The organism is Streptomyces gilvus, from assembly GCF_022513565.1.
Lineage (GTDB): Bacteria > Actinomycetota > Actinomycetes > Streptomycetales > Streptomycetaceae > Streptomyces > Streptomyces gilvus.
Window position 1 is genome coordinate 245,186 of the sequence record NZ_JAKWBE010000011.1, and the last position, 20,638, is coordinate 265,823.

The 20,638-nt window shown below is 70.0% G+C and carries 16 protein-coding genes and 1 tRNA gene; 15 read left to right on the forward strand and 2 right to left on the reverse strand.

Annotated elements, in window-relative coordinates; all coding sequences use genetic code 11:
• Positions 1-50 precede the first annotated feature (50 nt).
• The gene (locus MKW14_RS19495; RefSeq protein WP_240863919.1) at positions 51-578 is read left to right on the forward strand and encodes a MarR family winged helix-turn-helix transcriptional regulator; all 528 of its coding nucleotides are present in this window, start codon (positions 51-53) and stop codon (positions 576-578) included.
• 106 nt (positions 579-684) lie between these two features.
• Here the strand turns inward: MKW14_RS19495 and MKW14_RS19500 are convergent, their stop codons facing one another.
• Both MKW14_RS19500 and MKW14_RS19505 read right to left on the reverse strand, forming a co-directional pair.
• The gene (locus MKW14_RS19500) at positions 685-2,226 is read right to left on the reverse strand and encodes an MFS transporter (protein WP_240863920.1); all 1,542 of its coding nucleotides are present in this window, start codon (positions 2,224-2,226) and stop codon (positions 685-687) included.
• Positions 2,227-2,345: 119 nt separating this feature from the next.
• Positions 2,346-2,999 (reverse strand): TetR/AcrR family transcriptional regulator, encoded by a 654-nt coding sequence (locus MKW14_RS19505; protein ID WP_240863922.1) that lies wholly within the window; start codon positions 2,997-2,999, stop codon positions 2,346-2,348.
• Positions 3,000-3,283: 284 nt separating this feature from the next.
• Between MKW14_RS19505 and MKW14_RS19510 the strand changes: the two genes are divergently transcribed.
• From MKW14_RS19510 to MKW14_RS19575, 14 genes are all read left to right on the forward strand, one after another.
• Positions 3,284-4,561: a M6 family metalloprotease domain-containing protein gene (locus MKW14_RS19510; protein WP_240863924.1), complete on the forward strand. Its 1,278-nt coding sequence runs from the start codon at positions 3,284-3,286 to the stop codon at positions 4,559-4,561.
• 211 nt (positions 4,562-4,772) lie between these two features.
• Positions 4,773-6,437: an IclR family transcriptional regulator domain-containing protein gene (locus MKW14_RS19515; protein WP_240863927.1), complete on the forward strand. Its 1,665-nt coding sequence runs from the start codon at positions 4,773-4,775 to the stop codon at positions 6,435-6,437.
• A gap of 164 nt (positions 6,438-6,601) precedes the next feature.
• Positions 6,602-7,876: an ROK family transcriptional regulator gene (locus MKW14_RS19520; protein ID WP_276621187.1), complete on the forward strand. Its 1,275-nt coding sequence runs from the start codon at positions 6,602-6,604 to the stop codon at positions 7,874-7,876.
• Between the two features lie 11 nt (positions 7,877-7,887).
• A complete protein-coding gene (locus tag MKW14_RS19525; RefSeq protein WP_240863977.1) occupies positions 7,888-9,732 on the forward strand; it encodes a glycoside hydrolase in 1,845 nt (614 codons plus the stop codon).
• 251 nt (positions 9,733-9,983) lie between these two features.
• Positions 9,984-11,255 carry an ABC transporter substrate-binding protein gene (locus tag MKW14_RS19530; RefSeq protein ID WP_240863929.1) on the forward strand — a complete coding sequence of 424 codons (1,272 nt, stop codon included), beginning with the start codon at positions 9,984-9,986 and terminating at the stop codon, positions 11,253-11,255.
• 20 nt (positions 11,256-11,275) lie between these two features.
• On the forward strand, positions 11,276-12,241 hold the full coding sequence (locus MKW14_RS19535; protein ID WP_240863931.1) for a carbohydrate ABC transporter permease: 966 nt from the start codon (positions 11,276-11,278) through the stop codon (positions 12,239-12,241).
• On the forward strand, positions 12,238-13,104 hold the full coding sequence (locus MKW14_RS19540; protein ID WP_240863933.1) for a carbohydrate ABC transporter permease: 867 nt from the start codon (positions 12,238-12,240) through the stop codon (positions 13,102-13,104). The genes MKW14_RS19535 and MKW14_RS19540 overlap by 4 nt, the downstream gene beginning before the upstream one ends.
• 28 nt (positions 13,105-13,132) lie before the next feature.
• On the forward strand, positions 13,133-15,997 hold the full coding sequence (locus tag MKW14_RS19545; protein ID WP_240863935.1) for a glycoside hydrolase family 2 TIM barrel-domain containing protein: 2,865 nt from the start codon (positions 13,133-13,135) through the stop codon (positions 15,995-15,997).
• Positions 15,998-16,098: 101 nt separating this feature from the next.
• Positions 16,099-17,103 (forward strand): phosphotransferase enzyme family protein, encoded by a 1,005-nt coding sequence (locus MKW14_RS19550; RefSeq protein ID WP_240863936.1) that lies wholly within the window; start codon positions 16,099-16,101, stop codon positions 17,101-17,103.
• A 105-nt stretch (positions 17,104-17,208) separates the two neighbouring features.
• The gene (locus MKW14_RS19555; RefSeq protein WP_240863939.1) at positions 17,209-17,790 is read left to right on the forward strand and encodes a TetR/AcrR family transcriptional regulator; all 582 of its coding nucleotides are present in this window, start codon (positions 17,209-17,211) and stop codon (positions 17,788-17,790) included.
• Between the two features lie 270 nt (positions 17,791-18,060).
• Positions 18,061-18,876, forward strand: coding sequence for an alpha/beta hydrolase (locus MKW14_RS19560; protein ID WP_240863942.1), 816 nt, complete (start codon positions 18,061-18,063; stop codon positions 18,874-18,876).
• A gap of 129 nt (positions 18,877-19,005) precedes the next feature.
• Entirely contained in the window at positions 19,006-19,872 is an 867-nt protein-coding gene (locus MKW14_RS19565; protein WP_240863943.1) for an alpha/beta fold hydrolase, read from the forward strand.
• Between the two features lie 217 nt (positions 19,873-20,089).
• A tRNA-Arg gene (locus MKW14_RS19570) sits at positions 20,090-20,162 on the forward strand.
• A gap of 114 nt (positions 20,163-20,276) precedes the next feature.
• A complete protein-coding gene (locus MKW14_RS19575; protein WP_240863945.1) occupies positions 20,277-20,621 on the forward strand; it encodes a hypothetical protein in 345 nt (114 codons plus the stop codon).
• Positions 20,622-20,638 lie beyond the last annotated feature (17 nt).

Consider the following 20,638-nt stretch of genomic DNA (forward strand, 5'->3'; position numbering starts at 1 on the left):
CTACGTCGCATTTGTTTAATGTTCAAGAAGAGGTCTCGTACAGTAGATGCATGAACACGGCATCCGCATCCGCTGACGAGACCGAGACCGCCCCCGAGGCCCACTGGCTCACGCAGGAGGAACAGCGCGTCTGGCGCTCCTATCTGCACGCCACCACGCTCCTGGAGGACCATCTCGACCGCCAGCTCCAGCGCGACGCGGGCATGCCGCACATCTACTACGGCCTCCTCGTCGGCCTCGCCGCGGCCCCGCACAGTCGGCTGCGGATGACGGAGCTGGCGATGAAGGCGAAGATCACCCGCTCCCGGCTCTCGCACGCCATAGCGCGCCTGGAGAAGAACGGCTGGGTGCGCCGCGAGGAGTGCCCCTCCGACAAGCGGGGCCAGTTCGCGGTGCTCACCCCGCAGGGCCACGAGGTGCTCGACCGCACCGCGCCGGGCCATGTGAGGGCCGTACGGCAGGCGGTGTTCGATCGGCTGACCCCCGAACAGCAGCAGGCCCTCGGCGAGATCATGCAGATCGTCGCCGAGGGCCTGGAACCCGACGAGGCGGGAGCGGACCTGCCCTGGCTCCGCTGAGCCGCTCACTCAGCGGGCCGGGGCAGATCCCGGGGCCGTACGCGGGGGGCGTCCCCTTCCTCCCGCGTACGGAGGTTTCCGAAGGGGTACGGCCGTACGGGGGCCGTCAGTGGGCGACCACCGGGACGGCCGGCTCGTCCTCGACGCCCTCCTCGGAGCCGGTGACGGTGGTCGAGCCGGGGGTGCCGGTGTTGACCAGGGTCACCACGACCACCGCGGCGAGCACCAGCATGCCGACGGCGAACCAGATGGCGTTGGTGTAGCCGTGCACCTGGCCCTGCAGGGCCACCAGCTGCTGCTGGGACTTGGAGCTCGCGCCGGCGATGTGGTCCTTGATGTACGAGGTCGTCGCGGACGCGGCGATCGTGTTCAGCAGGGCCGTGCCGATCGCGCCGCCCACCTGCTGCGAGGTGTTGACCATCGCGGAGGCGACACCGGCGTCCCGGGGCTCGACACCGAGCGTGGCCAGGGACATGGCCGGCATGAACGCCGTACCCATGCCGAGACCGAGCAGCAGCATCGCGGGCAGGATCGTCGAGGCGTACGAGGAGCCGATCTCCAGCTGCGTCATCAGCAGCATGCCGACCGCGGCGACCAGGAAGCCGGGGCCCATCAGGGCGCGGGCCGGGACCCGGGTCATCAGCCGGGTGCCGATCTGGGTGGAGCCGACCATCATGCCGGCGATCATCGGCAGGAAGGCGAAGCCCGTCTTGATCGGCGAGAAGCCCTTCACGACCTGCAGGTAGTAGGTCAGGAAGAGGAAGGTGCCGAACATCGCGATGATGGCGATGCCGAGCGAGAGGTAGATGCCGCCGCGGTTGCGGTCGGTGACCACGCGCAGGGGCAGCAGCGGGGCCTTGACGCGGGCCTCGGTGACGACGAAGGCGAGCAGCAGGACCGCGGAGGCGACGAACAGGCCGACGGTCATGGAGTCGCCCCAGCCGTCGGACTCGGCGCGGGTGAAGCCGTAGACCAGCGAGACCAGGCCGAGGGTGGAGAGCAGGACGCCGGGGATGTCGAGCGGGTTGCGGTTGCGGCCGCCCTCCGGCTCACGGATGACGAAGTACGCGCCGAGCGCGGCGACGATGGCGAAGGGGATGTTCACGAAGAACGTCCAGCGCCAGTCCAGGTACTCGGTCAGCACGCCGCCGAGGATGAAACCGACGGCGCCGCCGCCGCCGGCGATCGCGCCGTAGATGCCGAAGGCCTTGGCGCGCTCCTTGGCGTCCGTGAACATCACGGCGAGCAGGGAGAGCGCGGCGGGGGCGAGCATGGCGCCGAAGATGCCCTGGAGGGCACGGGCGCCGAACATCATGGCGCCGGTGGTGGCCGCTCCGCCGAGCGCGGAGGCGGCGGCGAAGCCGGTCAGGCCGATGACGAAGGCGCGCTTGCGGCCCCACAGGTCGGCTATGCGGCCGCCGAACAGCAGCAGACCGCCGAAGGCGAGCGCGTAGGCCGTCACGACCCACTGGCGGTTGCCGTCGGAGATGCCCAGGTCCTGCTGGGCGGAGGGCAGCGCGATGTTCACGATGGTGGCGTCGAGGACGACCATCAGCTGGGCGAGCGCGATGAAGACGAGCGCCTTCCAGCGGTTGGAGTCGGGAGCACCGACGGTGCTTCCTGGAGCCTTTGAGGCTGTGTCAGACATGGGGGTACCCACTTCGGGACTTCGTGACGGAAAAACGGAGACGAAGACTGACGGCCCGTCGTCGACGACGGCCGCACTGCTCGGAGATTGGGACTGGTGTGGAGCGCTGAACTAATCGGTCAGGGCCGGCGCAGCTCCTCCACGGTCGTGGGCGTCCCGGGCAGGACCGACGGGGCCGGAGCCCGGAGGCCGTCCAGGAACAGCTGCAGATGACGGTGGACGAAGCGGTCGTTGACGAGGCAGCCGGTGCCGGCCGGGGGCCGGCTGAGCTGGGCGACGACGATCATCAGGTCGCCGACGCTCACATCGGTGCGGAGCCGGCCGGCCCGCTTGGCGCGGTCCATGAGCTCCACGACGGTCTGCTCCAGCCGCTCGCGTGCCGCTTCGAGGTCGGGGTGGTGCTGGTCGAAGGTGCTGGAGACCATCGGGCACAGCGCGCTGACCCGCTCGTCGGCGGACGCGTGCACGAACCGCTCCAGCGCCTCGAAGGCGTCCCCGGTCTCGGCGAGTGCCTGCTCGGCCGCCTCCGACGTCCGGTCCATGACGGAGCAGACGACCTCGCGGACGAGCGCGTCGCGATCGGGGAAGTTGCGGTACACCGTGGCGTTGCCGACGCCGGCCCGGCGGGCGATCTCGTCGAGCGGCACGTCGGGGCCGAACTCGGTGAACATCTCGCGGGCGGCGCTGACGATCCGCTCCCGGTTGCGCACGGCGTCGGCGCGGGGCCTGGTCGCCTTGCGCTGTGCGGGCTGCGTGGTCGTCGTGGCGGTCACGGCGTCCTCCTCGGTTCTGGGGCCCGTCGCCGGGCTGTTCGGCCGACGGGCGGTGCGATGCGGGGAAGGGCTCCCCGTTTCGCTCGGACGCATGATTAAACGGGGAGGGCGTCCCCGGTTATTTCCCGCCCGCCGCCCTATTTCCTGTGACCTGAGTCACACCCGCGTTCATGCGGGAAACCCCGTTCGGACTCCTCCAGCGAGCGCCCGTCCCGGCCCCGAACCAGGGTGATCGAAAGGGCGCAGCCCACCGCCGACGGCTGCCATGGAGGAAGGGCCCGTGCATGCCGTCCAGCCGTCGGATACGCCCGCGCACGGTGGCCGCCCTCGCGTCCGTGACCGCGCTGATCCTGGCGCTCGGCATCGCGGCCGACACCCGCCCGCCCGGCACCGGCACTCGCGCGGCCGGGGCGGGCCCGAGCGCGATGGCCCGCAGCGCCGCCCTCACCCCCTGCATGATCACCGGCAACCGAGTCGTCCAGATGTCCGAGGGCGTGCCGACCACGACGGGCTACTCCCGTTCCACGGGGACCGTGCACGCCCTGACGCTGATGATCGACTTCCCGGACGCGCCGGGACCGGGCGACGCCCTCGACCGCTTCCACGAGTTCTTCCCCAGGACCCGCGAGTGGTTCCGCACCGCCTCCTACGGCCGGCTCGACTACCGCCCAGAGACCCCGATCCCGCACTGGCTGCGCATGCCGAAGCCGTTCAGGGCGTACGGCATAGAGCGCGGCGCCCCCTTCGACCCCGGCTACCGGGAGCTGGTCCAGGACATCGTCGCCGCCGCCGATCCGCAGGTGGACTTCCGCTCGTACGACTTCCTGAACGTGCTGGTGACCCCGAACGCGGGGCCCTCGGCGCTGGACACGGTGCTGTCGGTGACCTTCGCGGGCAACGCGGACGCGCCCGTGGCCGACGGGGTGCCGGTGGCCAACGCGTCCTTCGTGTACTCCCGGCAGGACGACGGCTCGGGCTCCTACGCGCAGACCGGCTACCGCGTCCTGCCCCACGAGAACGGGCACGTCTTCGGGCTGCCCGACCTGTACACACAGGAGGGCGGGGGCGCGGTCGGCCACTGGGACATCATGAGCGAGGACTGGGGGGCCGACAACGACCTGCTGGGCTGGCACAAGTGGAAGCTCGGCTGGCTGGACCCGTCGCAGGTCAGCTGCGCGGCGGCGCGGGGCACGACCGAGTACACGCTGACCCCGCTGGCCCGCGCGGGCGGCCCCAAGCTGGTGTTCGTGCCGGTCAGCCGCCGCGCCGGGTACGCGCTGGAGCTGCGCACCCGCGAGGGCAACGACGAGGCCGTGTGCCGGGCGGGGGTCCTCGTCTACCGGGTCGACGCGGACGTGGACACCGGGATGGGACCGGTGACGGTGTACGACTCCCACCCCGACAGCGGCGGCTGCACCCGCAGCCCCAACGTCAACGCGGAACTGTCGGACGCCCCGTTCACCCCGGGCGAGGTCTTCCGCGACCCGAAGCGGGGGATCCGGATCGCGGTGACGGGAGTGGACGGGACGGGGGCGTACCGGGTGCTGGTCACTCGGCGGTGAGGGGGCGGGGCGCACCGGGTGCTGGGCACCCGGCGGTGAGGGGGCGGGGCGTACCGGGTGCTGGGCACCCGGCGGTGAGGGGGCGGGGCGCACCGGGTGCTGGGCACCCGGCGGTGAGGGGGCGGGGCGTCTTGGGTGCCGGGCGCCCGGCGGTGAGCTGGTGCCGGTCGCATTACCGTAGGGCTGCCCTGATCGCCGTACCGGAGATGCGATGCCCGCGAAGCCCGAGCCCGACGCCGTCGCCGCGTCCGTCGTACCGGCCGAGGCGGTCACGCCGCTGATCCGTGGGGTCGCCGTGCTGCACCGGCTGACGGAGGCGGGCGGGACGCTGAGCCTGAGCGGTCTGGAGCGGGCGACGGGCCTGGCCCGCTCCACGGTCGACCGGGTCACCGCGACGCTGGCCCGCATGGGGTACGTCCGCCTGGACGGCCGTGACGTGTTCCTCGCCCCCCGGCTGATGGAGCTGGGCAACGCCTACCTCGCCGCTCTGCGTCTGCCCGCCCTGCTGGACGCGCGCGCGGACGCCCTCGCCGACGAGCTGGACGAATCCGTGTCCCTGGCCGTCGCCGACCGCGACGGCATCCGCTTCATCCACCAGGCCACCCGGCGCCGCGCGATGTCCCTCAGCTTCCGCATCGGCGACCTCCTCCCCGCCGAACGCACCGCACCGGGCCCCCTGTTCGCCACGGAGTGGACCGAACCCGACTGGCAGGCATGGCGGAGACGCCGGACGGCGGACCCGGAGGACAGGAGCTTCCCGGCGGTCCCGCCTCGGGAAGTGCCTGGCGCGGAGGGGGACTTCGAGCGGCGGGTCGCCGCCGCCCGGGAGTACGGGTGGGCTCTGGACGATCAGTTGATCGAGCCGGGGCTCGTCGCGGTGTCCGTACCCGTGCGGGATCCGCGGACCGGGCGCGTCGTCTGCGCGGCCAGCGTCGTCAGTCACACCAGCCGGCACACCGCCGCCGACCTGCGCGACACCCTGCTGCCCCGGCTGCGTACGGCGGTACGGGCCATGGAGGACGATCTGCGCGCGGCGCCGCCGCGGAAGGGCGAGGCGGCGCCGTCCGGTCTCGCCACCTGGACCGGCGCGTCGAAGCAGGAGCTGGGCCGGGAGTTCGTGGAGTCGCTGGCCCGCGGACTGACGGTGCTGACCGCCTTCGGCGAGGGCCGGTCCGCCCTCACGCTCACCGAGGTCGCCCAGGCGACGGGCCTGGCCCGGGCCACCGCACGCCGGGCGCTGATCACGTACGAGCACCTCGGCCTCGTCCGCGCGGCGGACCGCTTCTTCGAGCTGACCCCCCGCGTGCTGGGCCTGGGCTTCCCGCCGCTGTCCCGTACGACCCTGCCCGAGATCGCCGGTCCGCGCATGGCCGAACTCGCCGCTCGCGTCCACGAGTCGACCTCGCTGTCCGTGCTCTCCGGCACCGACATCCAGTACACGGCCCGCGTCGCCACGGGCCGCGTCATGAGCGTCAACCTCGCGGTCGGGACGCGGTTGCCGGCGTACGCGACCTCGATGGGCCGGGTGCTGCTGGCGGACCTGCCGGAGCAGGACCGTACGCTCGGCCCCCTGCGCCCTCTCACCGCGCACACGGTCACGGACCCCGCCGCCCTGGCCGCCGTCCTGGACGAGGTCCGGGCCGCCGGCCACGCCCTGGTCGACGAGGAGCTGGAGGAGGGTCTGCGCTCCGTCGCCGTCCCGGTCCGCGACCGCGCGGGCCGCGCGGTCGCCGCCCTGAACGTCGCCATGCACGCCGCGCGCCACTCGGTTCAGGAGTGCGTACGGGATATCCTCCCCGAACTGCGCCGCACCGCGGCCCTCGTCGAGGCCGACCTCCACGTGGCGGGCCGCTTCACCCGGATCCCGGTGTCCTGACCGGTGTCCCGGCCGACGTCTCGACCGGTGTCCTGACCGGCGTCCTGACCGAGTCTCTTCAACTCTTTTCCAATCCCTTGTCGAAAGTCCCCCGCAGGCCATAGCCTTGCGCCGCGCCGGTGCTGGTGTCGGGACCGACCCGGCTCCGGGCTGCCTGGGAAGGGATGGGGACGACGTCAGTGAAGACGCCAGTGAAGCGCACCTCGCGTGACATCCGTACCGCGAACCGGTACGAGGTGTTGCGCCAGATCATCGCGGAGTCCCCCACCTCCCGCCAGGAGCTGGCGGCCGCCACCGGGCTGAGCCTGGCCACGGTCGCCACCCTCGTCGGCGAACTCCTCGACCTGCGGATGATCACCGAGGTCGGTTTCGAGGACTCGGCGGGCGGCCGCCCCCGGGGCCTCGTCGCCGTCAACGCGTCGGGGGGCGCGTTGATCGGGGTCGACATCGCGGAGACGTACGTCCGCGTCGAGCTGTTCGACCTGGGCCTGAACGTCCTCGCCCGGGCCATCGAGGAGATGCGCCCCGGCGAGAACCGGCCCGAGCAGGTGGTCGCCCACGCCGCCGCGGCCGTCGGCTCGGTGGTCATGCAGGCCGGCGTGGAGGGCGCCCGGGTGCTCGGCGTCGGGGTGAGCGTCCCCGGCCAGGTCGACCGCGCCACCGGCGTCTCCGAGTACGCGCCCAACTGGGACTGGCACGACGTACCGCTGCTGGACCTGCTCACCGAGCACATCGCCTACCCGCTGTACCTGGACAACCCGCTGCGCGCCTGCGCGGTCGCGGAGCTGTGGTTCGGGGCGGCGCGGGGGCGCACGGACGCCGTGGTCGTCAACCTCGGCACCGGCGTGGGCGCCGGACTGGTCCTGGACGGGCGGCTGCACCGGGGCGTGAGCAACAGCGCCGGCGAGTGGGGCCACAACACGATCGTGCTGGACGGACGGCTGTGCCACTGCGGCAACCACGGCTGCGTGGAGACGTACGTCGGCGCCCCCGGGATCATGCTGAACCTGCGCGAACTCAGCCCCGACAGCACGCTGTTGCACCCCGAGGACCAGACCGCCACCATCGACGCGCTCTCCCGCGGGGTCGTCGAGAACAACCCGGTGGCGGTCAAGGTGGTCCGGGACACGGCCCGTTACCTCGGCGCCGGCATCGCCGACCTGGTCAACCTGATCAACCCCGAAGTGGTCGTGCTCAGCAGCTGGGTCGCCAAGACACTGGGCGAGCCCCTGCTGGACGAGGTGCGCGCAGCCGTCGCCCGGCACGCCCTGAAGCGGCCCATGGCCGCCACCGAGATCGTCCTCTCCCCCATTCCCACCGACCCGGTGTGCCTGGGCGCGGCCACGTTCGCGCTCGAGGGGGCGCTGCAGTCCGTGGGGCAGAGGGCCACCGTGAAACGCACCACCCCCGCAAGGAGCCGTACCGCACCACCTTCATGACGACGGAAGGGATGCACGTGTCTCACCCCCACCACAGTAGACCGGTCCTGTTCGCGGCCGCGGCCGCGCTGGCCGTCGCGGGACCCCTGATATCCGCCCCGACCTCCTCGGCCGCCACCCCCACGGCGGCCGAGGTCTCCCCCCACGCGGCGCAGACGATCGACGACATCGGCGCCTCCGGCGCCTGGTGGGTCAACGACCTGCAGCACTTCAGCCCCGAAGTGCTGGCCCGGGTGGCCCGGCTGCTGTTCTCCCAGCAGGGGCTGGCCCTGAGCTCGTACCGCTACAACATCGGCGGTGGCGGGGTCGCGGTCACCACCCCGGCCCGCGCCGCCGAGGACTTCCTGAACCCCGACGGCTCCTACGACTGGAGCCGGGACAAGGGCGGCCGGACCTTCCTGAAGTACGCCGCGAAGTACGGTGTCAAGGACCTGATCGGCTTCGTCAACAGCGCGCCCGCGCGGTGGACCACCAACGGGCAGAGCTGCGGCGGCCAGTTGAAGCCGGAGAACGAGGGCGACTACGCCAAGTACGTCGCCGACGTGACCCAGCACTTCGCCCGGCAGGGGGTGAAGCTGGACTACATCAGCCCCTTCAACGAGCCGGACAACGACTTCGGTTCGTGCGGTCAGGAGGGCATGAAGGTCACCGTCGACCAACGCGACGACATCGTGCGGGCGCTCGGCGCCGAGCAGCAGGCCCGCAAGCAGAAGACCTCGATCATCGCCGACGAGTCCAGCCAGACCACCCAGTTCGTCTCCGAGCTCCCGCAGTGGATCTCGCAGCCGGGCACCGCCCCGTACGTGTCCGCGCTCGCCCACCACACGTACAACAACCCCAGCGACGGTCAACTCGCCAACGTCTACGAGACGTCGAGGACCGTCGGGCAGAAGTCCTGGGCCACGGAGATCTGTTGCTTCGGCAAGGGTTCCACGGGCTGGAACCAGGAGTACGACCCGTCCATCGACAACGCGCTGCTGATGTCGAGGATCATCTACAAGGACTTCGCGACCGCCCACGACTCGGCCTTCCAGTGGTGGGTCGCCCTGGCCAGCGGCTACGGCACCTCCCCCACCGAGAAGAACGACGTCGGCTGGAACGACGGCCTGATCTACTACGACCCCGACTACGCGGCGAACGACAACCAGAGCCTGTACTTCACCAAGCGCTACTACGCGCTCGGCCAGTACAGCAGGTTCGTCCGCCCGGGCTCGGTCGCGCACAACGTGACCGGGGCGCCGGACGGCGTCGAGGTCTCCTCCTACGACTCCGGCGGCAAGTGGGTGGTCGTGGTCAACAACCACAACTCCACCGACACCCCGCTGAGTCTGCACTTCAACAGCAGGACGCCGGTACGGGCCACGCAGGCCGTACGGACGTCGGCCACCGAGAACTGGGCGAAGGTCGCAAGGCCCTCGCTGAGCGGCGGCACGGTCTCGGCCACGCTCGCCGCCCGCTCGGTCACGACGTACGTCTTCGACCAGAAGGGCCGCGGCAGTACGGCGGTCACGGGCGCTCTGGTGGGCAAGCAGTCCGGCAAGTGCCTGACGGCGAGCGCCTCGGGCGCCGCCATCGGCACCTGCACCGGCGGCACCGAGCAGTCGTGGTCGTACGACGCCAAGGGCGGCCTGAAGGGCGCGAACGGGTATCTGACGGCTGGGAGTTCGGGCCTGACGACCAGCGCCGACTTCACCGGTGACGCGAGCCAGCGCTGGCTGCTCAACGCCAACGGACAGATCCTCAGCGAGGCGTCCGGCAAGTGCCTCGACGTCAGCGGACAGGCGACCGCCGACGGCAGCAAGGTGATCCTCTACAGCTGCAACGGCGGCACGAACGAGGCCTGGAACAGGGCCTGACCCCCCACGGACCGAGGGCCGCCGGCCACCTGACCCCGGCGGCCCTCGACCCCTTTTTCTTCGCTCCCCCAACTACCCCGTGCGGCCCCCGTGTTCGGAATTCCGAACCGCGTACAACGTTTCGCGCAGGCTTCGTCCAACCCCTTGCCTAAGCCCTTCGCGAACGCTTAGCTTCCCCGCACTGCAATCCCTTTGAGCCATCTGGCGCTGAGCGACAGAGCCGCAGCCGCAACCAGGACAAGGACGTCAGCATGTCGGCAACGAGCAACAGCAACTGGTCCCGTCGATCGATCTTCCGGGCCGCCGCGGGCATGGCCGCAGCCGGCACCCTTGCCGCGTGCGGCAGCAACAACGGGCGGGGTGGATCCGGCGGGTCCGGTTCCGGCAAGCACCTGGTCCAGTACTTCCACGCCTATGGCGAGGCCGGTACGGAGCAGGCCCTCAAGCGGTACGCCGCCGCGTACAAGAAGGCCGACGTCAGCACGAGCTGGATCACCGGCAACAACTTCGAGTCCGCGCTCTTCGCGACCCTGCTCAGCAGCAAGGCGCCCGACGTCTTCGAGTTCCACCCGCAGCTGCAGCTCGTCAAGAGCGGCCAGGTGGCGGACCTGAGCGACCTCATCGACCCGGTCAAGGACGACTTCAACCCCAACGACATCAAGTCCCACACGGTCGACGGGAAGATCTACGGGATCCGGATGATCGACGACCCGCAGTTCTTCTACTACCGCAAGTCGATGCTGGAGAAGGCCAAGGTCGACGTCCCCACCACCCTCGACGAGCTGATCGAGGCCGCCGCGAAACTCACCACCGGCAAGGTCAAGGGCCTCTTCCTCGGCAACGACTTCACCGCGATCCAGAACAACCTGATCTGGTCGGCCGGCGCCGACACCCTCGACGCGAAGAACCAGATCGCCTACCACACCCCGGGCGTCATCGAGGGCCTGAAGAAGCTGCGGACCCTGTTCACCAGCGGCCACGTGCTGCTGGACGCCCCGACCGACTTCTGGGACCCCTCCTCGCTCGACCAGGGCCTGTGCGCCATCCAGTGGGGCGGCATGTGGTCCATGCCGGCCATGCAGAAGGCCCTCGGCGACGACCTCGGCATCTTCCCCTTCCCGAAGATCGGCAGCGCCGGCAAGCAGTCCGTCTACAACGGCGGCTGGTCGATCTTCGTCAACGCCAAGGGGAAGAACGTCGAGGCGGCCAAGGAGTACGTGAAGTGGCTGTGGATCGACCAGAAGCAGTACCAGGAGGACTGGGCCACCTCGTACGGCTTCCACATCCCACCGCGCACCTCGATAGCCAACCAGGCCACCAAGCTCAAGTCCGGTCTGCCGGCTGAGGGCGTCAAGCTCTTCACGGACTACGGCCACTTCGACAACATCGGCTGGGACCAGACGATGATCACGGCCTTCAACGACGTGCTCGCGTCCTCCGTCCGCAAGAACGGCGACCCGGAGAAGGCGCTCGACGCCTGCGACAAGAAGGTCAACGTCGAGCTCAAGAAGCTGTTCGGATAAGCCGCCGGGAACGCCACGACATGTCGACCACCACCACACGCGGGGTCGCCCAGCCCGCCCCGGCCAAGGCCTCCCCGGCCCGGCCGCGGCGGGCCCTGCGGGGCAACCCGACGTTCAACTTCTGGCTCTTCACCGGGCCGTTCCTCATCGGCCTGGTGATCTTCGTCTTCGTGCCGATCGTCTGGAGCATCTGGCTCAGCTTCTTCGACGCCCGGTACACGGTCACGCCGAGCCACTTCATCGGCTTCGACAACTACAAGCAGATCCTCACCAACAGCAACTTCCCCTCCTCGCTGGTGACGTTCAGCGTGTTCGCCGCGTTCATCGTGCCGACCACCTGGGCGCTGTCGCTGGGGCTCGCGCTGCTGGTGAACCAGCTGACCTTCATGCGGGCGTTCTTCCGGTCGGTGTTCTTCCTGCCGACCGCCGTCTCGTACGTGGCCGCCGCCCTGATCTGGAAGATGTCCATCTTCAACGGCGTCCGCTTCGGCCTGGCCAACACCGTCATGAGCTGGTTCGGCGTCGACGACACCTCCTGGATCTCCAACCCGAGCCCGCCCTGGTACTGGCTGGTCATCGTGACCCTGCGCCTGTGGATCCAGGCCGGCTTCTACATGATCCTGTTCCTGGCGGCGCTGCAGAACATCCCGCCGGAGCTGTACGAGGCCGCCGCCATCGACGGTGCGAAGAAGGGGTGGCAGACCTTCCGGTACATCACTCTGCCCCAGCTGCGGGCCACCTCGACCGCGGTGATCCTGCTGCTGCTCATCGCCGCGTATCAGGCGTTCGACGAGTTCTTCAACATCATCGGCACCAAGGCGACCTGGGCGCAGACACCACTCATGGAGCTGTACAAGACGGCCCTCGGCACCGACCAGGACTACGGCGCCGGCAGCGCGGGCGCGGTCATCCTGTCCCTGCTGATCTGTATCGTCACTCTCGCCCAGGGCAAGATCATGGGCTTCGGCGGAGGGGAGGAAAAGTGACCGCCACCGCACCGCACGCCGGCAAGGAGCGCAAGAAGCGCTCAGGCGTCCTCGGCAACACCGGTCTGTACATCGCCGTCAGTGTCGCCGCGTTCCTCTTCCTGATCCCCTTCTACCTGATCGTCCGCAACGCGCTCTCCACCGACCCGGAGATCACCGGCGAGAACTGGAAGCTGCTGCCCTCCTTCCAGTGGGGCAACATCTCCGAACTCTTCGACGACCCGACCGTCGAGTTCGCCCACTCCATGTGGAACTCCACGGTGATCGCCGTCCTGAGCACCGTCGGCACCCTGCTGTTCTGCTCCATGGCCGGATACGGCCTGGCCCGCATCCCCTACAAGCACGCCAACAAGGTCTTCTACGTCGTTCTGGCGACCCTGATGGTCCCCACGGCCGTCACCTTCGTGCCCAGCTTCGTACTGGTCTCCTCCCTCGGCTGGATCGACACCTACCGAGGCATGATCATCCCGGGTCTGTTCAGTGGTTTCACGTGCTTCCTTTTCCGGCAGTACTTCCTGGGATTCCCCAAGGAACTGGAGGAGGCGGCGCGCGTGGACGGGCTCGGCTACTGGGGCGCGTACTGGCGGATCGTCGTACCCAACTCGCTGAACTTCTTCGCGGCGATCGCCACGATCACGTTCATCAGCGGCTGGAACGCCTTCCTGTGGCCGCTGGTCATCGGCCAGGACCCGAGCGCCTGGACCGTGCAGGTCGCGCTGTCCTCCTTCATCACCAACCAGACCGTGAACTTCCATCTGATCTTCATGGCCGCCGCCATTTCCATCCTGCCCCTGGTGTTCGTGTTCCTCTTCCTCCAGCGCTGGCTGGTCCAGGGGATCGCGCAGACGGGCATCAAGGGCTGACACCCGCAACCCCGAGACCTGGAGACCGATGACTTCCCGCACCACGTCCACCGATTACGTCGAGGACGTCTCACCCGGCACCGGAGCCCTCCCGCCCCGCGCCTGGTACGCGTCCTCCGACGCGAAGTCCCTTTCCCTGAACGGCAGCTGGCGGCTGCGTGTGTCGCCGACCGCCGACGCCGAGGACGACTCGTTCGCCGAGGAGGGGTACGACGCCGGGGACTGGGCCGAGGTCACGGTCCCGGGTCACTGGGTGCTCCAGGGCGACGGCGCCTTCGGCCTGCCCATCTACACCAACCACCTGTACCCCTTCCCCGTCGACCCGCCGCACGTGCCGACGGAGAACCCGACCGGCGACCACCTCCGCGTCTTCGACCTGCCGGAGGGCTGGCCCACGGACGGCGGAGCGGTCATCCGCTTCGACGGCGTGGAGTCCTGCGCCCGCGTCTGGCTCAACGGCACGGACATCGGCGAGTTCAAGGGCTCCCGCCTGCCGCACGAGTTCGCGGTCGGCCACCTGCTGAAGCCGGCCGGCAACGTCCTGGCCGTCCGCGTCCACCAGTGGTCGGCCGGCTCCTACCTGGAGGACCAGGACCAGTGGTGGCTGCCGGGCATCTTCCGTGACGTGACCCTGCTGCACCGCCCGGCCGGCAGCGCGCTCGACTTCTTCGTGCACGCCTCCTACGACCACCTCACGGGCGAGGGCACCCTGCGCGTCGACTCGGACGTCGACGGGCGGGTGCTCGTGCCCGCCCTGGACATCGATGTCGAGACGGGCACGACGGTCACGGTGCCGGTCCAGCCGTGGTCGGCCGAGGTGCCGAAGCTGTACGAGGGCGAACTGGTCACCGAGGGCGAGCGGGTGCCGCTGCGCATCGGCTTCCGTACGGTGGAGCTGTCCGACGGCTTGATCAAGGTCAACGGGAAGGCGGTGCTGTTCAAGGGCGTCAACCGCCACGAATGGCATCCGGAGAAGGGCCGCGCCCTCGACCTGGAGACCATGCGCGAGGACGTGCTGCTGATGAAGCGGCACAACCTCAACGCCGTGCGCACCTCCCACTACCCGCCGCACCCCGCCTTCCTCGACCTGTGCGACGAGTTGGGCCTGTGGGTGATCGACGAGTGCGACCTGGAGACGCACGGCTTCACCGAGCAGGCCTGGCGCGACAACCCCGTCGACGACGACCGCTGGACCCCGGCGCTGCTCGACCGCGCCGCCCGCATGGTCGAGCGCGACAAGAACCACCCCTCGGTGGTGATCTGGTCGCTGGGCAACGAGGCCGGCACCGGCCGCGGTCTGACCGCGATGGCCGAGTGGATCCACGACCGCGACGCCTCCCGCCTGGTGCACTACGAGGGCGACTGGAACTGCCGCGACACGGACGTCTACTCGCGGATGTACGCCGGTCACGCCGAGGTGGAGCAGATCGGCAAGGAACTGGACGGCGGCACTCACAAGCGCCGCGAACTCCCCTTCATCCTCTGCGAGTACGGCCACGCCATGGGCAACGGCCCCGGTGGCATCGCCGACTACCAGCGCCTGTTCGAGACGTACGAGCGGCTCCAGGGCGGCTTCATCTGGGAGTGGATCGACCACGGCGTCACCCACCCCGAGCTGGGCTACGCCTACGGCGGCGACTTCGGCGAGGAGCTGCACGACGGCAACTTCGTCTGCGACGGCCTGGTCTTCCCCGACCGGCGGCCCTCCCCCGGCCTGCTGGAGTTCAAGAAGGTCATCGAGCCGGTCTCCTTCGAGGCCGCCGACGGCACCGTGCGGGTGACGAACAAGCAGGACTTCGCCGACCTGTCGGCGTTCGCCTTCGAGTGGTCGTACGAAGTGGACGGCGAGAGCGTCGAGTCGGGCTCCCTGTCGGTGCCCGCGCTCACCCCGGGCGAGTCGGCGGACGTCAAGCTGCCCGAACCGCCGGCCGACCACGGACGCGGCGAGGCGCAGTGGACGGTACGGGCCGTGCTGGCGGCGGACTCCGCCTGGGCCCCGAAGGGTCACGAGGTTGCGTGGGGCCAAGTCCCGGTGTCCGCACGCCCGTTGCAGACCGCCGTGCCGGCGAGCGACGGCCCCGTGCTGGGCGACCGTGTGATCACCCTCGGCCCGGCCTCCTTCGACGCCCGCACGGGCGCGCTCAGGAGCATCGGCGACGTGCCGGTGACCGGCCTGCGGCTGGACGTGTGGCGGGCGACCACCGACAACGACGAGGGCGCCGACTGGGCCGACGGCATCCGGTACTCGGAGCTGTGGCGCAAGTACGGCCTGCACCGTATGCGCCACCGCGTCGACTCCGTCGAGGCGACCGACGACGCGCTGACCGTCCGCACCCGGGTGGCGCCGGCCGCCTGGGAGTTCGGCCTGGCGACCGTCTACCGCTGGACGTCCGACGGCAGCCGGCTGCGGCTGACGGTGTCCGTGGGCCCGCAGGGCGAGTGGCCGGTGCCGCTGCCGCGGCTGGGCGTACGGTTCGGACTCGCCGCGGCGGACACGGTGAAGTGGTTCGGCGGCGGCCCGGGTGAGGGGTACCCCGACACCAAGTCGGCGTCCCGCATCGCCCGTTACGAGTCCACGGTGGACGACCTCCAGACCCCCTACCTCCGCCCCCAGGAGAACGGCGCCCGCCCCGACGTCCGCTGGGCGGAGCTCGGCGGCCTGCGGATCGAGGGCGACCCGGAGTTCCTCCTCACGGCCCGCCGCTGGACGACGGAACAACTGGACGCCGCCACCCACCGCACCGACCTCACCCCGGGCGACACGGTCTGGGTCAACCTCGACCACGCCCACCACGGCATCGGCACGGCGTCCTGCGGACCGGGCGTACTCCCGCAGTACCGGCTGGAGGCGGCACCGGCGGAATTCTCCTTCGTGTTCTCGCCGACGGACTGAACCGACGACCCCGTACTCGACCGCCTGACCCGCCGCCCCGCCGCCGACAGCGGCGGGGCGGCGGTCTTCCGTGCCCGTCCCCCGACACGAGGAGTGGCCTCATGTACGCCGCCATGGACCACGTGACCACGGCCTACGACCTCGGCTCCGACTCCGGCTCCGGCTCCGGCTCCGGCTCCTGGACCATCGAGCCGGTCACCCGAGGTGCCCTGGGCCGGATCTGGAAGATGTCGGGGCCATCCGGCGACTGGGCCGTGAAGGAGATGCTCTTCGGCTGCGACGAGCACCAGGTACGGCGCGAAGCCGCCTTGCGCGACGCCTCGGAAGCCCTGGGCATCACATCACCCCGCCTGCTGAAGAACAGCGAGGGTGCGCACGTCACCCGTCTCCCCCCACACCTGGGCGGCTCCTGCCTGAAGCTCTACGACTGGGTGGACGGAACCGGCGCCGACCCCACCGCCCCGGAGATCCTGGCATGGGTGGGCCGGACCCTCGCACTGCTCCACACTGCCGGGGCGGGCGCGACGGAGGCCCCCAGCGCCTGGCACGACACATGCCCCACCGCATCCGAATGGCAAGCCCTGCACCAAAAGACCGCCGGCTCCGGCCTCCCCTGGTCCGACGAGCTGGCGGACTTCCCGGACCGAGCGACGGAGTTCTCCCGCCACGTGACCCCGGCAGCCGACCGCACCGACCTGGTGACGTCCCACCTGGACGTCCAGCCCCAGAACGTCCTGGTCGGCCGGGACGGCCCGGTCCTGATCGACTGGGACAACGCGGGATCCACGACACCGGGGCGGGAGTTGGCGTGGGTGGTGTACGCCTGGTCCGGCAGAAACCGCCCGAACCTGGACGCGGCCCGGCAGCTGGTCCGTGCGTACGTGGCGGCCGGGGGGCCAGGCACGATCCGCACCCTGAACGCCTTCTCGATGCTCCTGGCGACCAGCCTGAACTACATCCAGGTCCAGGCGGAGGCGGCGCTGGACCCGACGAGGACGCCGGACGAGCGGGCGTTCGCGGACGACCAGGTACGTACGTCCCTGTCCGCCCTCCCGGACCTCCCCACGCTCTCCCTCCTGATCAAGGAACTGGCCCCGGAGTGGTGACCAGCGCCGCCGGGATGTGCATGCGGTTGTTGGCACTGACGTCGGCCGGCGGCGTGCGGCATGCGGCATGCGGCGTGCGGAAAGAACGTTCTGTACACTGGCCGGATGTCGAATCCTGTGACTGCGTCAGAGCGTCGGCCGGCGGCGCGGGAGCGGCTGCTGAGTACCGCGAGCCGGCTCTTCTACAGCGAGGGCATCCGGGCGGTCGGGGTCGACCGCATCATGGCCGAGGCGGAGATCGCCCGCGGAACGTTCTATCGGCACTTCGAAGGCAAGGACGATCTGGTCCGGGCCTACCTCGAGGCGACGGACCTGGGCATTCGAGAGCAGGTGGATGCCGTCCGGGAGGAGTTGTCCGACCCCTCGGCCTTCATACAGGCCGTGGCACACGGAATTTCCCAGGAGGTGTGCGGCGCGGGCTTCCGCGGATGCCCCTTCATCAACGCGGCAGCCGAGTACCCGGAACGGGACAGTGCCGTCCATCAGGCGGTGCTGACGCACCGGGCCTGGTTCCGCGACATTCTCGCGGACGCCTTCGCGCGGATGGGGGCGGCCGACGCCGCCCGCTCGGCAGACGCCATGGTCGCCATGCGTGACGGAGCGATGGTTGCCGGCTACCTGAGCGACCCGCAAAAGGCGAACGAAACCCTCCTCCACGGCGTCACCGCCCTGCTGGCCGCCGCCTGATCGACGCGAGCAGCACCGCGACGCGGTGGTGCTGCCGATATCTGCGCGGCTGCCTCCATGGGGTGGCTGCGTACCGGCGCTGAACGGTCCTGTCTCCGACGACGTCGTTCTCCTCCTGGCCCGCACCCGCACGCTTGCGCACGTCTGTCCGGCCCTCCGCGCCCGTCGTCGCGCCATGTGACGCAGCCCTCTTCTGCCCCCGCTTGACCGGGCAATCATCCCTGCCTACCTTCGAGTGAACAGAACGTTCTATTCACACAGGAGGAACCGGTGACTGCCCCCACCCCCACCCCCACCATCGTGCTGATCCACGGCCTCTGGATGACTCCGCGCAGCTGGGAGAAATGGATCGAGCGCTATCAGGCCCAGGGCTACCGGGTCCTCGCCCCTGCCTGGCCCGGGCTCGACGGCGAGGTCGAGGACCTGCGGCGCGACCCTTCCCGCATCGCAGGGGTGGGCCTGGGCGAGGCGATCGCCCACTACGAGGAGGTCATCCGGGGTCTCGACGAGGCGCCCATCGTCATCGGGCACTCCTTCGGCGGAGCCATCACGCAGGTCCTGCTGGACCGGGGTCTGGGCCGCGCCGGCGTCGCCATCGACTCCGCTCCCGTCAAGGGAGTGCTGCCGCAGCCGTACTCCACGGTGAAGTCGGTCTGGCCGGTGATCGGCAACCCCGGCAACAAGAACAAGGCCATCGCCCTGACGCCGAAGCAGTTCCACTACAGCTTCACCAACACGCTCAGCGAGCGGGAGTCCGCCGCCGTCTACGAGCGCTACCAGGTGCCCGGACCGGCCCGGGTGCTCTTCCAGGGCGCATTCGCCAACTTCACCCCCGGCGCCGCGACCAAGGTCGACTTCCGCAACCAGCGGCGCGCTCCCCTGCTGTTCATCGCGGGCGGGGCCGACCACATCGTGCCGGCGAAGGTCAACAAGGCCAACTGGCGCCTGTACCGCAAGTCCTCCGCCGTCACCGACTACCGGGAGTTCCCCGGCCGCTCCCACTTCACCCTCGGCCAGGACGGATGGGAAGAAGTCGCCGACTACGCCCTCAGCTGGGCAGCCCACCACGACCTCAGCCACGTCTGACAACCCCCTCCGCCAGCCCCACCCCACGACCGCACTGGACGCCCCCCTTCATCGCCCAGCGCCCCCGCCCCCGCCCCCACGGACAACGGCTTCGCCCGTCCGGCACCTCACAGCACAAGGAAACGCACCATGTCCGACCTGCGCCCGGTCCATCTCGCCGCCCTCGGTGCGGCCGGCCTCGCCCTCACCGCAGGCCTGGCCACGACCGCCTCGGCCGCCCCCCGCCACCACTCCCACCACGCCCACGCCCACGCCGCCGCCAAGCCGACCGTCGTCCTCGTACACGGCGCCTGGTCGGACGCGGCCGGCTGGGGCGGCGTCGTCAAGCGCCTGCAGGCAGACGGCTATCCGGTCACCGCCCCCGCCAATCCGCTGCGCGGCCTCAGCAGCGACGCCACCTACCTGGCGGACTACCTCAAGACCATCCACGGCCCGATCATCCTGGTCGGCCACTCCTACGGCGGCGCCGTCATCACCGACGCCGCCACCGGCAACCCGAACGTCAAGGCACTCGTCTACGTCGCCGCCTTCGCCCCGGACAAGGCCGAGAGCGCCTTCGCCCTCAACGCCAAGTTCCCCGGCAGCCATCTCAGCGACGACCCCAACGCCCCCGTCCCCACCGCTCTGAACGCCGTCCCCTTCACCCAGCCGGACGGCAGGACCGGCACCGACCTGTACTTGAAGGCCGACAAGTTCCGCGACGTCTTCGTCGGCGACCACTTCAGCAACGCCACAGTCGCCGAACTCGCCGCAACCCAACGCCCCGCCACCGCCCAGGCCTTCGGGGAGCCCTCCGGCACCCCGGCCTGGAAGACGATCCCCTCCTGGTACCTGGTCGCCCGCGACGACCACGCCATTCCCGCCGCCGCCGAGCAGTTCATGGCCTCACGGGCACACGCCCACACCACCGAGATCAACGCCCCGCACGCCGTCCAGCTCACCAACCCGGGCACCGTGACGAAGATCGTGGAACAGGCCGCCACCACCACCAGGTAACCCCGCCCCAGTGCCGCGGTCGCCACACCACCACAGCAGCTCAGAGGAGCTCCAGCCATCCATCCCGATCTCCTACGCCCATACGGAGGCCCGACGCTGACACACATCCGCTAGGCTGTCCCTGGTCAGTCGTTGGTACGTCGCGTTGTCCGCACAGATACTGCAGCGGCTTCCTTCGACCACGCCTGACCAGCGGGCTTGCACTCCGCAAGCCCCGGCCTTCGTAGCTCAGGGGATAGAGCACCGCTCTCCTAAAGCGGGTGTCGCAGGTTCGAATCCTGCCGGGGGCACAGAGAAACACCTGGTCATAGGCCCTTTCGTCCGACGGACGGGAGGGCCTTCGTACTCGCAGCACACATATGGCACACATGGGTGCTGCGGGCAGAGGTGGGGAGCTGCGCGAGATGCCCGCGAAGGACGAACTGGCCCAGCGACGGTACGAGAAGCTCGTCGACCGCTTGGAGGGCCTGATGCGGGCTTCCCTGAAGTCTCGCTACCAGGGCTACCACGGGCAGCTGATCCTGAGCAGCGGCGATCTTGACGAGATGGGCGAACTCAAGGACGTCCGTCGTGCTGCACGCGAGGCGGGCCGTCGTCTCGGCTGGCAGCCGAAGACCCACATCGTCGAGGCAAGACTCTTCGTGTACGACGACCGCGAGGTCCCCAGAGAGATCAGCGAGCTGGCCGCGAGGGATGCTGCTGACGCCGTCGACGCAGCACTCCGAAGGGGCACCGACGGAATCCACTGATCAGCGCACTGGCTGTA

Bases quoted from the DNA above. Each gene is read 5' to 3' on its own strand.
- MKW14_RS19495 (WP_240863919.1), top strand. From the start codon at position 51: ATGAACACGGCATCCGCATCCGCTGACGAGACCGAGACCGCCCCCGAG.
- MKW14_RS19500 (WP_240863920.1), bottom strand. From the start codon at position 2,226: ATGTCTGACACAGCCTCAAAGGCTCCAGGAAGCACCGTCGGTGCTCCC.
- MKW14_RS19510 (WP_240863924.1), top strand. From the start codon at position 3,284: ATGCCGTCCAGCCGTCGGATACGCCCGCGCACGGTGGCCGCCCTCGCG.
- MKW14_RS19515 (WP_240863927.1), top strand. From the start codon at position 4,773: ATGCCCGCGAAGCCCGAGCCCGACGCCGTCGCCGCGTCCGTCGTACCG.
- MKW14_RS19520 (WP_276621187.1), top strand. From the start codon at position 6,602: ATGGGGACGACGTCAGTGAAGACGCCAGTGAAGCGCACCTCGCGTGAC.
- MKW14_RS19525 (WP_240863977.1), top strand. From the start codon at position 7,888: ATGCACGTGTCTCACCCCCACCACAGTAGACCGGTCCTGTTCGCGGCC.
- MKW14_RS19530 (WP_240863929.1), top strand. From the start codon at position 9,984: ATGTCGGCAACGAGCAACAGCAACTGGTCCCGTCGATCGATCTTCCGG.
- MKW14_RS19535 (WP_240863931.1), top strand. From the start codon at position 11,276: ATGTCGACCACCACCACACGCGGGGTCGCCCAGCCCGCCCCGGCCAAG.
- MKW14_RS19545 (WP_240863935.1), top strand. From the start codon at position 13,133: ATGACTTCCCGCACCACGTCCACCGATTACGTCGAGGACGTCTCACCC.
- MKW14_RS19550 (WP_240863936.1), top strand. From the start codon at position 16,099: ATGTACGCCGCCATGGACCACGTGACCACGGCCTACGACCTCGGCTCC.
- MKW14_RS19555 (WP_240863939.1), top strand. From the start codon at position 17,209: ATGTCGAATCCTGTGACTGCGTCAGAGCGTCGGCCGGCGGCGCGGGAG.
- MKW14_RS19565 (WP_240863943.1), top strand. From the start codon at position 19,006: ATGTCCGACCTGCGCCCGGTCCATCTCGCCGCCCTCGGTGCGGCCGGC.
- MKW14_RS19575 (WP_240863945.1), top strand. From the start codon at position 20,277: ATGCCCGCGAAGGACGAACTGGCCCAGCGACGGTACGAGAAGCTCGTC.